Annotated in this window: 8 protein-coding genes; 2 read left to right on the forward strand and 6 right to left on the reverse strand. The window is 72.5% G+C overall.

The window, feature by feature from the left end; all coding sequences use genetic code 11:
* Positions 1 to 457: 457 nt before the first annotated feature.
* Both ACWGIF_RS16090 and pulA read left to right on the forward strand, forming a co-directional pair.
* A complete protein-coding gene (locus ACWGIF_RS16090) occupies positions 458 to 2233 on the forward strand; it encodes a carbohydrate-binding module family 20 domain-containing protein (RefSeq protein WP_453497077.1) in 1776 nt (591 codons plus the stop codon).
* A gap of 100 nt (positions 2234 to 2333) precedes the next feature.
* A complete protein-coding gene (gene pulA, locus ACWGIF_RS16095) occupies positions 2334 to 7679 on the forward strand; it encodes a pullulanase-type alpha-1,6-glucosidase (RefSeq protein ID WP_453497080.1) in 5346 nt (1781 codons plus the stop codon).
* On the opposite strand, the gene ACWGIF_RS16100 is transcribed toward pulA, so the two are convergent.
* The 6 genes from ACWGIF_RS16100 to ACWGIF_RS16125 form a co-directional block, all read right to left on the reverse strand.
* On the reverse strand, positions 7666 to 8202 hold the full coding sequence (locus ACWGIF_RS16100) for an N-acetyltransferase family protein (protein WP_453497083.1): 537 nt from the start codon (positions 8200 to 8202) through the stop codon (positions 7666 to 7668). The two genes, pulA and ACWGIF_RS16100, sit on opposite strands and share 14 nt — an antisense overlap.
* 55 nt (positions 8203 to 8257) lie before the next feature.
* Positions 8258 to 8974: a TetR/AcrR family transcriptional regulator gene (locus ACWGIF_RS16105; RefSeq protein ID WP_453497086.1), complete on the reverse strand. Its 717-nt coding sequence runs from the start codon at positions 8972 to 8974 to the stop codon at positions 8258 to 8260.
* Between the two features lie 23 nt (positions 8975 to 8997).
* The gene (locus tag ACWGIF_RS16110) at positions 8998 to 10044 is read right to left on the reverse strand and encodes a PDR/VanB family oxidoreductase (protein ID WP_453497089.1); all 1047 of its coding nucleotides are present in this window, start codon (positions 10042 to 10044) and stop codon (positions 8998 to 9000) included.
* Complete coding sequence (locus tag ACWGIF_RS16115) at positions 10041 to 10937, reverse strand: metal-dependent hydrolase (RefSeq protein ID WP_453497091.1); 897 nt, start codon at positions 10935 to 10937, stop codon at positions 10041 to 10043. Before ACWGIF_RS16115 ends, ACWGIF_RS16110 begins: the two co-directional genes overlap by 4 nt.
* A gap of 53 nt (positions 10938 to 10990) precedes the next feature.
* Entirely contained in the window at positions 10991 to 12931 is a 1941-nt protein-coding gene (locus tag ACWGIF_RS16120; RefSeq protein ID WP_453497149.1) for a hypothetical protein, read from the reverse strand.
* A gap of 71 nt (positions 12932 to 13002) precedes the next feature.
* Complete coding sequence (locus tag ACWGIF_RS16125; protein WP_453497094.1) at positions 13003 to 13797, reverse strand: tyrosine-protein phosphatase; 795 nt, start codon at positions 13795 to 13797, stop codon at positions 13003 to 13005.
* Positions 13798 to 13851: the final 54 nt, after the last annotated feature.

A 13851-nucleotide genomic window follows, 5' to 3' on the forward strand; every position in this document is an offset into this window, starting at 1 on the left:
CCGTCGGTCTTCGTATGTCCGTGGCGGGACGGTCGGTCAAGGGTGGCCGCAGGCCATCGCGCAGCGACGCGACGAAGGAGCGCCCTTGAGGGACCGGCCCGACACGGAGAGACGATGAGACTGACGGGAAACCCCCAAACCCACTCTGATACCGCCCAGCCGGCTTCCGCCCCCCGAAGCCGCCGCCGCAAGGTCCCGCTCCCGCCCGCCCGGCTTCCGCCCCCCGAAGCCGCCGCCGCAAGGTCCCGCTCCCGCCCGCCCCGCTCCCGCCACCCGAAGCCCCCGCCCCAGGCCCTGATCCCGCCCGCCCTGACCCCCGCCTGCCCCGCACGTGGGGCTTTGCCCGCCCGCTTGAGGAAACAATTCTGCAATCTCTTGCGCAAGGTCTTGCAACATTCCCGGGTGCCCCCCTACGGTCGCGAACAATCCCCACCTCTCCCGCCAGGAGGCCCCCCGCATGTCTGCCAGAGCCGTCAGACCCACACCATCCCCACGCCCCACCACCGGCACCAACGGCATCGCCACCACCGCCCGCACCGCCACCGTCGGCGCCGCGGGCCTCGTCGTCGCCGCCGTGCTCGTCGCGCTCACCGCACATGCCCCGCAGGCCTCCGCGACGCCTCCGGGCGACAAGGACGTCACCGCCGTCCTCTTCGAGTGGAAGTTCGACTCCGTCGCCGCGGCCTGCACCGGCACCCTCGGGCCCGCCGGCTACGGGTACGTCCAGGTCTCGCCTCCCCAGGAACACATCCAGGGCCCCCAGTGGTGGACCTCGTACCAGCCCGTCAGCTACAAGATCGCCGGTCGGCTCGGTGACCGGACCGCCTTCAAGCGCATGGTCGACACCTGCCACGCCGCCGGGGTGAAGGTCGTCGCCGACTCCGTCGTCAACCACATGGCCGCCGCCGACGGCGTGGGCACCGGCGGGAGTTCGTACACGAAGTACAACTACCCCGGCATCTACTCCGGCTCCGACATGGACGACTGCCGGGCGACCATCTCGAACTACCAGGACCGGGGCAACGTCCAGAACTGCGAGCTCGTGCAGCTCGCGGACCTCGACACGAGCGAGGACCACGTGCGCGGCCGGATCGCCGCCTACCTCAACGACCTGCTGTCGCTGGGAGTGGACGGCTTCCGGATCGACGCCGCCAAGCACATGCCCGCCGCCGACCTCGCCAACATCAAGTCCCGCCTGACGAACCCCGGCGTCTACTGGAAGCAGGAGGCCATTCACGGGGCCGGCGAGGCCGTGTCGCCGAGTGAGTACCTCGGCAACGGCGACGTGCAGGAGTTCCGCTACGCCCGGGACCTGAAGCGGGTCTTCCAGAACGAGAACCTGGCCTACCTGAAGAACTTCGGCGAGGCCTGGGGCCACATGCCCAGCGGCCAGTCCGGCGTCTTCGTCGACAACCACGACACCGAGCGGGGAGGCGACACCCTCAGCTACAAGGACGGCTCCGCCTACACCCTCGCCAACGTCTTCATGCTGGCGTGGCCCTACGGCTCCCCGGACGTGCACTCCGGCTACGAGTGGACCGACAAGGACGCGGGCCCGCCGAGCGGAGGTTCGGTCAGCGCCTGTTACACCGACGGCTGGAAGTGCCAGCACGCCTGGCGGGAGATCTCCTCCATGGTCGCCTTCCGCAACGCGGCCCGCGGGCAGTCCGTCACGAACTGGTGGGACAACGGCGGCGACCAGATCGCCTTCGGCCGCGGTTCCAAGGCGTACGTGGCGATCAACCACGAGGGCTCGGCCCTGACCCGCACCTTCCAGACCTCCCTCGCGGCCGGCGACTACTGCGACGTGCAGAACAACCGCACGGTCACGGTGAACTCCGCCGGACAGGTCACCGCCACCCTCCCCGCCGGAACGGCCCTCGCCCTGCACACGGGCGCCCGTACCTGCTCCGGCGGTACGACGCCGCCGCCGTCGGCCACCTCCGGCGCCTCCTTCGCCGTCAACACCACGACCGTCCCCGGCCAGAACATCCACGTCGTCGGGGACCGGGCCGAGCTCGGCGCCTGGAACCCCGCCGCCGCCCCCAAGCTCGACCCGGCGGCCTACCCCGTCTGGAAGCTCGACGTCGCCCTCCCGGCCGGCACGGCCTTCGCGTACAAGTACGTCCGCAGGGACGCCGCCGGCAACGTCACCTGGGAGAGCGGAGCCAACCGCACCGCCACCGTCCCCGCGAGCGGCAAGGTCACGCTGACCGACACCTGGCGCAACTGAGCCGCCGCTCCACCGACCAGGGCCGCCCGGCACCTCTCCCCGCCACCGCAGGGCGGCCCTCATCCACGCGACACGCGACCCGTACACAAGGAGATCCGCCTTGATACGCCCTGCCGCAGGAGTCATCGCCGCCGCCCTGGCCGTGACGCTCCTGCCCGCCCTCCCCGCGGCGGCCGCGGCCACCGCGAAGCCGCCCGCGCCGCCCTCGGACGCGAAACTGGCCGCCGAACCGGCCCGGCACGACCTGACCAGGGAGCAGTTCTACTTCGTCCTCCCGGACCGCTTCGCGAACGGCGACCGTGCCAACGACCGGGGCGGCCTGACCGGTTCCCGTCTGGAGACCGGCCTGGACCCGACGGACAAGGGCTTCTACCAGGGCGGTGACCTCAAGGGGCTCACCGACCGGCTCGACTACATCAAGGGGCTCGGCACCACGGCCATCTGGATGGCGCCGATCTTCAAGAACCAGCCGGTGCAGGGCAAGGGGACCGACGTGTCCGCCGGCTACCACGGTTACTGGATCACCGACTTCACCCAGGTCGACCCGCACTTCGGCACCAACGCCGACCTGGAGCGGCTGATCGACAAGGCGCACGGGAAGGGGATGAAGGTCTTCTTCGACGTCATCACCAACCACACCGCCGACGTCGTGGACTACCGGGAGGCGTCCTACTCGTACCTGTCGAAGGGGGCGTTCCCGTACCTGACGAAGGACGGTGTGCCGTTCGACGACAAGGACTACGCGGGTGGGAAGGGGAAGTTCCCGAAGGTCGACGGCGCATCCTTCCCGCGGACCCCGTTCGTGCCGGAGGCGAAGAAGAACCTCAAGGTCCCCGCCTGGCTCAACGACCCGACGATGTACCACAACCGAGGGGACTCCACCTTCGCCGGTGAATCCTCCGAACAGGGCGACTTCTTCGGCCTCGACGACCTGTGGACCGAGCGCCCCGAGGTCGTCAGCGGGATGGAGAAGATCTACGAGAAGTGGGTCAAGGACTTCGGCATCGACGGCTTCCGCATCGACACGGTCAAGCACGTCAACACCGAGTTCTGGACCCAGTGGGCGACCGCCCTCGACACCTACGCCGCCAAGCGCGGCCGCGACGACTTCTTCATGTTCGGCGAGGTCTACTCCGCCGACACCGCCGTCACCTCCCCGTACGTGACGCGCGGGCGCCTCGACGCCACCCTCGACTTCCCGCTCCAGGACGCGATCCGCGCGTACGCCTCCCAGGGCGCGGGGGCCGGCCGGCTGGCCTCCGTCCTGGGCGACGACTACCGGTACACCTCCGGCAAGGCCAACGCCTACGAGCAGGTGACCTTCCTCGGCAACCACGACATGGGCCGCTTCGCCGGCTTCCTGAAGCAGGACCGGCCGGGCGCGGGGGAGCAGGAGCTCCTGGACCGCTACCGGCTCGCCAACGAGCTGATGTTCCTCTCCCGGGGCAACCCGGTGATCTACTCCGGCGATGAGCAGGGCTTCACCGGCGCGGGCGGCGACAAGGACGCCCGCCAGCCGCTCTTCGCCTCACAGACCGCCGACTACCTCGACGACGACCAGCTCGGAACGGCACGCACCCATGCGAGCGATGCTTACGATCCGGAGCACCCCCTCTACAAGGAGATCAGTGCTCTCTCGAAGTTGACCAAGGCCCACCCGGCCCTGCGCGACGGCGTCCAGAGCGAACGCCTCGCCGACGGCTCCGTCTACGCCTTCGCGCGCACCGACACCCGCAGCCGCACCGAGTACCTGGTCGCCGCCAACAACGGGGCCGAGTCCCGCACCGTGGAGATCGACGCCCCGGCCGGCGCCCAGTACCGCACCCTGTACGGCGGCTCCGCGCTGATCCGCGCCTCGGCGGCCGGCAAGCTCACCGTCGTCGTCCCCGCCTTCGGCTCGGTGGTCCTCCAGAACACCGCCCCGCTCGCGGCCCCCGCCGCCAAGCCCGCCCTGACCCTCAAGGCCCCGGCCCCCGGCGCCGCCGGCACCGTCGAGCTCTCCGCCGAGGTCACCGGCGGCGGCCTGAACCGGGTCGTCTTCGCCGCGCAGAGCGGCAACGGCAAGTGGGAGGTCCTCGGTTCCGCCGACCACGCCCCCTACAAGGTGACCCAGCACGTCACCGCCCCGGCCGGAACCGCCCTGCGCTACAAGGCCGTCGTCGTCGACTCCGCCGGCCGCACCGCGAGCGCCCTCGCCCAGTCCACCGCCGGAGCGGCCCCGCCCGCCGAGGTCCCCACCGCCACCCAGCGGGACTACGCGGTCGTCCACTACAACCGCCCCGACGGCGACTACACGAACTGGCGCCTCTACGCCTGGGGCGACCTCGCCGAGGGTGAGGCCACTCCCTGGCCCGCCGGCCACGACTTCACCGGCCGCGACGCCTACGGCGCGTTCGCGTACGTCAAGCTCAAGCCCGGTGCCTCCTCCGTCGGTTACCTCGTCATCGACAAGGACGGCAACAAGGACGTCGCCGCGGACCGCACCATCGACGTGACGAAGACCGGCGAGATCTGGCTGGAGCAGGGCAAGGAGCCCGCCCGGACCGACCGTCCCGCCTACCCGCCGCAGGACCAGGGCAAGGCCGTCCTGCACTACCAGCGCCCCGACGGCGCCTACGACGGCTGGGGCCTGCACGTCTGGACCGGCGCCGCGAACCCCACCGACTGGTCCAAGCCCCTGCTCCCCGCCCGCACCGACTCCTACGGCGCGGTCTACGAGGTCCCGCTCGCGGCAGGCGCCACCAGCCTCAGCTACATCCTCCACAAGGGCGACGAGAAGGACCTCCCCTCCGACCAGTCCCTGGACCTGAAGGCCACCGGCCACGAGGTCTGGATGCTGGGGGGCCTGCAGAAGTACCTCCTCCCGCAGCCCGCCGGCTCTTCGGCCGCCCTGGACCTCACCACGTCCCACGCGGTCTGGATCGACCGCGACACCGTCGCCTGGAACGCCCCCGCGGCCGCCGCCTCCGTCCAGTTCCTCGCCTCCCGTGAAGGCGCCGTCAAGGCCGCGAACGGCGCCCTGACGGGCCGTGCCGAGTGGCTGCGGCTGGCCAGGACCGAGCTGACCGTCGCCCAGAAGCAGAAGTTCCCGCACCTGGCCGCGTACGCCGCGTTCACCGTCGACCCGCGCGACCGGGACCGCGTCCGCGAGGCCCTGCGCGGCCAGCTCGTCGCGAGCGCCCGCGCCGCGAACGGCGCCGTCCTGGCCGCCACCGGCGTCCAGCTCGCCGGCGTCCTGGACGACCTGTACGCGACCACCGCGTCCCTGGGCCCGGTCTTCAAGGACGGCCGCCCCACCCTCTCGGTCTGGGCGCCCACCGCCCGGCAGGTCTCCCTCGAACTCGACGGACGCACGGTCGCCATGCGCCGGGACGACGCCAGCGGCGTCTGGTCGGTGCGCGGCGAGCGCTCCTGGACCGGAAAGCCGTACCGCTACGACGTGACCGTCTGGGCCCCGAGCACGGGCCAGGTGGTCCGCAACCTCGTCACCGACCCCTACTCCACCGCCCTGACCGCGGATTCCACCCACAGCCTGGCCGTGGACCTGGCCGATCCCCAGCTGGCCCCGCCCGGCTGGAAGACCCTGCGCAAGCCCGCGCCCGTGCCCTTCACCTCCGCGCAGATCCAGGAGCTGCACGTCCGCGACTTCTCGGTCGCGGACCGCACCAGCGGTCACCCCGGCCAGTACCTGGCCTTCACCGACACCGCCTCGGCGGGCATGCGGCACCTGCGCGACCTGGCCGCCGCGGGCACCTCGTACGTCCACCTCCTGCCCGCCTTCGACATCGGCACCATCCCGGAGAAGGCGGCCGACCGCACCGAGCCCGCCTGCGACCTCAAGGTGTACGCGCCGGACTCGCAGGAGCAGCAGGCGTGCGTGGCGGCGGCGGCCGCGAAGGACGCGTACAACTGGGGCTACGACCCGCTGCACTACACCGTTCCCGAGGGCAGCTACGCGAGCGACCCGAACGGCACGGCCCGTACCGTCGAGTTCCGCAAGATGGTCCAGTCGCTGAACGGCGCCGGGCTGCGCACGGTGATGGACGTGGTCTACAACCACACCGTCGCCGCCGGGCAGTCGGACAAGTCCGTCCTCGACCGCATCGTCCCCGGCTACTACCAGCGCCTGCTGGCCGACGGCACGGTCGCCACCTCCACCTGCTGCGCCAACACCGCTCCCGAGAACGCCATGATGGGCCGCCTCGTCGTGGACTCGATCGTCACCTGGGCGAAGGAGTACAAGGTCGACGGCTTCCGCTTCGACCTGATGGGCCACCACCCCAAGGCCAACATCCTGGCCGTCCGCAGGGCCCTCGACGACCTCACCGTCGCCAAGGACGGGGTGGACGGCAAGAAGATCGTCCTCTACGGGGAGGGCTGGAACTTCGGCGAGATCGCCGACGACGCCCGCTTCGTGCAGGCCACGCAGAAGAACATGGCCGGCACCGGCATCGCCACCTTCTCCGACCGGGCGCGCGACGCGGTCCGCGGCGGCGGTCCCTTCGACGAGGACCCGCGCGTGCAGGGCTTCGCGTCGGGCCTGTTCACCACCCCGAACTCCTCGCCGGCGAACGGTACTCCGGAGCAGCAGAAGGCCCGCCTCCTGCACGCCCAGGACCTGATCAAGGTCGGCCTCTCCGGCAATCTCGCCTCGTACGCCTTCACCGACACGGCGGGCCGCCGTGTCAAGGGCTCCGAGGTGGACTACAACGGCGCCCCGGCCGGCTACGCGGCCGCTCCCGGCGACGCTCTCGCCTACGCCGACGCCCACGACAACGAAACCCTCGCCGACGCCCTGACCTACAAGCTCCCGGCGGGCACCAGCCCCCGGGACCAGGCCCGCATGCACGTCCTGGCCATGGCGACGGCCACCCTCTCGCAGGGCCCGGCCCTCTCCCAGGCAGGCACGGACCTGCTCCGCTCCAAGTCCCTGGACCGCAACTCCTACGACAGCGGCGACTGGTTCAACGCGATCCACTGGGACTGCCGGGACGGCAACGGCTTCGGCCGGGGCCTGCCCCCGGCCGCCGACAACGGTCCGAAGTGGCTCTACGCGAAGCCGCTCCTGACCGGACCGGCCCCCGCCTGCGCGGACATCACGGCCACCTCGGCGGCCTACCGCGACCTGCTGAAGATCCGCACCACCGAGGCGGACTTCGCCCTCGCCACGACGGAGGCGGTCCAGTCCCGGCTGGCCTTCCCCCTCTCGGGCAAGGACGAGACCCCGGGCGTGATCACGATGACCCTGGGCGACCTGGTGGTGGTCTTCAACGCCACCCCCACCGCCCAGCCGCAGCGCGTCACCGCCCTCGCGGGCACCGGCTACACCCTGCACCCGGTCCAGGCGACGGGCTCCGACGCCACGGTCAAGCAGTCCGCGTACGACGCACGGACGGGAGAGTTCACCGTCCCGGCCCGCACCGTCTCGGTCTTCACACGACGCTGAGCCGGTCCAGCCGCTTCTCCAGCAGGATCACCCCGTAGGTCCTGCCGTCCTTCCCCTGCTTGTCGGGGAGTTCGCCGACCACCCGGTAGCCCGCGCCACGGTAGTACGCGAGCAGCCGGGGGTTGGTGGAGACGCAGTCCAGCCGTGCCCGCTCCCGCCCGGTCCCGGCCGTGCGCCGCTCGGCATGTTCGAGCATGCGCCGGCCGGCCCCGGCGGGGGCGACCTCGCGCGCCACCATCAGCCGGTGCACGTAACCCGCCACGGGAGGCTGGATCCCCCAGGCCTCCTCGTCGGACCACCACAACTCGTAGGCGCCGCACACGCGGCCGTCGGCGTCCCGGGCGATCCACACCTCGCCCTCGCGCATCTTCGACCGGAAGTGCGCGGCGTCCTTGTCACCGGGCTTCCACTGCTCGATCCCGTGCTTCTGCATCCAGCGCGCAGCCTGGTCGTACAACTGCACGAGTGTGCCGGCGTCCTTCTCCTCGGCCTGCCGGAACAAGATCCCGTCGTCAATGATCACGCGGGCATTATCGGTGATCCGGTACCGCCGATGATCACGGCCGTCACCCGCCCGGTCACACGGGGTGGGGCGCCCCGCCCGGAACGAGCCCGGCGAGCCGCCCGACCAGCTCCCCGAAGGGGCCGTCGGCGGGTTCGCCGGCGAGGATCCGGACGAGGATGCCCGCCATCTCGGCGTCGTACGCCGCACTCACCGCGGCGAGCGCGGCGAAGTCGTGCACCAGCTGCAGTTCCAGCTCGGCCCGCGGGATCCTGCGCCCGTCCAGCCAGATCAGCGCGGTGGACTCGGCGAGCGAGACCCAGGACCGCACCACGAGTTCCAGCCGCGCCGGGGGATCCTCCAGCCCGATGCCCAGGTGCGTGAGGATCTGCTCGTACGCCGCCTGCCGGACCTCGTCGATCATCGCGTTGGCCCGGCTGCTCCCGACGGCCGGACCGCCCCGCATCAGCGCCGAGAAGCCCGGCCCGTGATCCTCGACGAAGGCGAAGAACCGCCCCATCACCCGCAGCAGCCGCGCCCCGAGCGGCCCCTCCCGGGGCTCCACGAACCGCAGCGCCAGCTCATCGGCCGCCCGCCGCAACGCCGCCTCGTACAGGCTCAGCTTGCCGGGGAAGTAGTGGTAGACGAGCGGCCGGGATATCCCCGCGGCCGCTGCTATCTCGTCGATCGACACGTCGTCGGGCGACCGGTGGCTGAACAGCTCCAGGGCAACCCCGATCAGCTGCTGCCGCCGCTCCTCGACACCCATCCTGCGCCGCACCCCGGTTGTCATGCGGACACCCTACCGAGGAGCGTTCAGAGGTCCAGGACGAGGCGGTCCTCCTTCGCGCGGGAGACGCACAGCAGCATCGAGTCCGCGCGCTCCTGGTCCGTGAGGAGCTCGTCGCGGTGGTCCACCTCGCCTGCCAGAACGCGGTGTTGGCAGGTTCCGCAGAAGCCCTGCTCGCAGGAGTACGGGGTGTCCGGCAGCTCCCTGCGCACCGCTGCCAGCGTGCTCTCGTCCGCCGCCACCTCGACGAACCGGTTCGAGCGGCGCAGTTCGACCGTGAAGGCCCGCGCCGGACCGGCCGCCTCCGACGGCGCGAACCGCTCCAGGCGGACGGCCGCCGGGTCGGGGACCGCGGCCGTGACGGCCCGCATCAAGGCGTCCGGGCCGCAGCAGTAGACCAGCGTGCCCGGCGCCGCATCGGCCAGCGGGGCCAGGTCGGGAAGGCCCGCCTCGTCCTGCGCCCGCACGGTGACCCGGTCGCCGTAGGCCGCCAGGTCGGCCAGGAAGGGCATCGAGGCGCGCGAGCGCCCCCCGTACAGCAGGGTCCAGTCGGCTCCCGCCGCCGTGGCGGCCCGCAGCATCGGCAGGATCGGGGTGATGCCGATGCCGCCCGCGATGAAGGCGTACGACGGTGCCGGGACCAGCTCGAAGCGGTTGCGCGGCGGGCGCAGTTCCAGTTCGGCGCCCTCGACCAGCTGGGCGTGCGCCTCGCGGGATCCGCCGCGGCCGTCCTCGATCAGCCGGATCGCGATCGTGTACCGGCCGGCGTCCGCGGGGTCGCCGCACAGGGAGTACTGCCGGACCAGGCCCGAGGGCAGGGTGACGTCCACGTGTGCGCCCGGGGTCCACGCGGGGAGGTCCGGTGCTTCCAGGGTCAGTTGCAGCACACCCTGCGCCGGCTCCGTACGGGAGACGATCAGCGCGCGCAGCCTGCGGCGGGGGGAGTGGCCCGACACCGGGGTCTCCAGGGCCGGCAGGGGCCAGAGCGGCGACTTCCCGATGCGGCGGTTCAGGGCGCGCCGGGTGAGCCAGGCCGCAACCGCCACCGCGGTGACCGCGACGGTGCGCCTCATGCCCGCACCCCGCCGTTCGCGCCGGGGGAGGACGCCAGATAGGCCACGGCCTGGGCCGTCGAGCCCTCCTGCGAGGGGTGGTACGTACGGGAGAGGTACTTCGGTATGGACTTCAGCATGGAACCCGTCGAGGGGAGCACGCCCTGCTGTCCGGCAAGGAAGAACCGGCCGAAGGAGGCCTTGCCGTCCACCAGGTGCGGGTCGTTCTCCATGAAGAAGCGGATGCCGCGCTGCCACAGGAAGACCAGAGCCGCGAAACCCGTCGCCCACGTCCGGGCCCGGCGGCGGTAGCCGCCGTCCACGTGCATGAAGAGGTCGAAGGCCACGGAGCGGTGCTCGACCTCCTCCGCCCCGTGCCAGCGCAGCAGGTCCAGCATGGTGGGGTCGGCGCCCCGCCGGTCCAGGGCGTCGGCGTTCAGCACCCAGTCGCCCAGGAACGCCGTGTAGTGCTCGATCGCCGCGATCATCGCGACCCGTTCCATCAGCCACCAGTGCCGGGCCCTGCCCGGCGGCAGGGTCCGGTCGCCGAGCAGCTTCTCGAACATCCAGTCCACCTGCGCGGTGTACGGCGTCGGGTCCAGCCCCAGCCGCTTGAGGTGGGGGAGCACGTCGTCGTGCGCGGCGGCGTGCATGGCCTCCTGACCGATGAAGCCGACGACGTCCGCCCGCAGTTGTGCGTCCTCGATGTACGGGAGCACCTGCTTGTAGACGTGCACGAACCAGCGCTCACCCGCCGGGAGCAGCAGGTGCAGCACATTGATCATGTGCCCGGCGAAGGGGTCGCCGGGCAGCCAGTGGAGTGGGGTGTCCTCCCAGCCGAAGGACACGTTCCGGGGCCTCAGGTCCACGTGTTCCGACGCCACGGGGGCGGGCGCGAGCGGCGTATTAGACATGGCGTCAATGTACTGATGGGTAGGGGCAAGGAGAACCCCTCTGCACGCATTCGCTAGCGCAGCACCCCCGCCTTCGTGCCGTCCGTCAGTTTGCCCGACAGGTCGACCTGGGCACCGGCCGGCGCCTTCACCGCCAGCCGGTTGCCGTTCGCCGACCCGCTCACCCCGCCACCCGACACCGACAGCGAGGCGAACTGCGCGCTGCCCGCCGCCAGGACGTACCACTGACCCGCCCGCGACTTCCACAACACGCCCGCGAGCACCCGCGGCTCCCTGGGCCCGCACGCCGCGGACCCCTCCGACGTCGCCGCCTGCGCCGCCGTCGCCGAGCCCGGGGCCAGGAACTGTGCCTGTACCCGGTCCGCCGCGCCCTGCCAGGTCTCGGCCCGCGTGCAGAGCCAGGCCGCCGTCCCGTCGCCCTCCGGCAGCGGCTGCTTCGCGTACGTCCAGGCGTTGACCGTGCGGACCCCGTGCGAGCGGACCGCGGGGAGCAGGCAGGCGATCCTCGACCAGTCCCCGAGCTCCGCGGCCTCCGTCACGTTGCGCTCGGCGCCCGGCGCGCCCGAGGTCAGCCGCGCCGGCGTCAGCTCGCCCAGGTCGGTGATCAGCCGGGTGGCGCCGTCGCCGGTCAGGGCCAGCGCGTTCCAGCTGCTGCAGCTGCCCGTGGGCGGCGGGCTCCCCACCGGCGGGGTCACACCCTCCGGGGTCGGCTTCAGCGCCGCCACGGGACCGCCGGGCTTGAGCAGGTCCCGCAGGGCCACACCGGTCACCCAGGGCGCGGTGAGGTAGCGGACGTTGCCGTCGACCCGGCTGAGCACCAGCGCCGAGGCGGTGTCCGCCGAGGCGCCGTCCGTCCGGGCGAAGTCGAGGGCGGCGCCGACCGTCCCGGTGCGCGGCTCGGCGTAGCGGACCACGCGCAGGCCGTCGTGCAGCAGGACCACGACGGCCTGGTCGACGACCCCCGCGAACAGCAGCTGCGCCGGTCCCATCGGCGGTCCGGCCGGGGTTCCCGGAGTGGCCGAGACGACCACGGAGGTACCGGGCCGGGCCCAGACGGCCAGTGCCCGGCGCAGCAGCGCGGTGTCGTCGGCGCGATCGCCGCGGGCGGGCCAGGTGGAGAAGTCCGTACGCGAGGACGTGCGCCAGAGCGTCGGCGCGGCCCGGACCAGCTTCCCGGGATCCAGGGCGAGCTCGGCCGCGGCGTTGCGCGCGTACGGCGGGGCGGCGGCACCGTCCGCGCCCCAGCCCCCGCCGGGCAGAGCGAGCAGCGCCCCGCACACGGCGAGGGCGGCCGCGGCGGCCAGGGCGGCCCGTCCGAGACGGCGCCGCCGCAGCAGGTCGGTGGGCCGGGCCTGGAGCACGCACGGGTCGAACTCGGGTGAGGTGAACAGGCCGTCGTTCGCCGGATCCCCGGACTCCGCGACCGCCGCGGCCGGATCCGGAACCCCGGCCTCGTCGAGTACCCGGAGCACCTCGGGCTCGGGCAGCCGCTCCAGGGCCCGCAGCACGCAGGCGGCCCGGCCGGCCCCGGCGAGCGTGGCCAGCCACTGGTCGAGGGCGAGCTCCTCGGCCCCGCCCGAGCGGGGGAACAGCCGCAGCCCCCACACCTGGGGGAGGACCGGCGGGAACTGCGCGCGCCGCGGCAGCGCCCGGAAGGTCAGCGGGATCCCCGCCTCCAGGGCGGCGCGCAGCACGCGCAGCCGCACGTATGCGTACCCGGAGTCCTCCGGGCCGCCGCGCTGCCCCGGAACCCCGCCCTGCACGGAGGCCGCGGCCACCGCCGCGTCCCGCCGCCCGCGCGGCAGTGCGCGCTGGACCAGCGAGTGGGCGGTGAGCACCCGACGGTTGCGACCGAGGGACGGAGGCAGCACCAGATAGGCGAGGCGCACCAGCCGCGGGTAGTGCTCGACGATGGCGGCCTCGGCCTGCTCGACGTCCGGCGGCACGGGAGGCAGGGAGCGGGTGGCGGTATCCGGCGCAGTCACGTTCAGCAGAACGAGCGAATCGTCGGATGGTCACCCGCGCCCGGTGCTCTCCTTCGAGTGCAAGATCCCCCGGTGTGAGGTCACGCCACCAGGCGGGTGCGCAGCGCCTCGACCGTCTCGTGGGAGACGCCGAGCCCTTCGCGTACGTACTTCTCCATGGAGCCGTAGCGCGTCTCGACCTCGTCGAGGGCCGCCTCCAGGTAAGAGGGGAAGACGCCGATCAGGGCGAGCGCGATGTCGGGGTCGCCGCCGGCCGCCGTGAAACCCTCGATCATCGGGGCGAAGGCCTGCCTGACCGCGGGATTGACGGAGAGGTATTCGGCCATCAGCGTCTCGTCGTCCGCGCCGAGCAGCGCGAGGATGACCGTCGCGGCCCAGCCGGTCCGGTCCTTGCCGGCCGTGCAGTGGAAGAGCAGCGGGCCCGACGCGGGGTCGGCGGCCTCGGTGAGCAGCATCCGGTACGCGGCCTGCGCGGAGCCGGAGTTCACGAAGGCCCGGTAGGTGTCGGCGAACAGCTTCTGCGCCTTGCCGCCGCCCAGGTGATTCTCGGCCACCGCCGGGTCGGAGAGCAGATCCTTCAGCTGTACCGCGGCGGGCATCCTGCCGGCCCTCAGCTTGTCCGCGAGGACGTCGCCGACCAGGAGCCGTGCCCCGGCGGGTATCCGGTCCGGGTGGTCGGCCCGCTCGGCCTCGGTGCGGAAGTCGATGACGGTCCGCACGCCGAGCGCGGCCACCGCCGGGTCGGCATCGAGGTCGAGCCGGTCGAGCTGGCCGGAGCGCAGGACCAGGCCGGGGCGGACGCTGCGGCCGCCGGGGAGCGGGGTGCCGCCGAGGTCGCGGAAGTTGGCGACGGTGGTCGAGGGGGTGGCGGTCATCGTGGCGGCTCCAGCGGGGTGCGGGTTACTCGTGTCATACGGCGGGCGGGCGGG

Source organism: Streptomyces sp. NPDC054849, assembly GCF_053610945.1.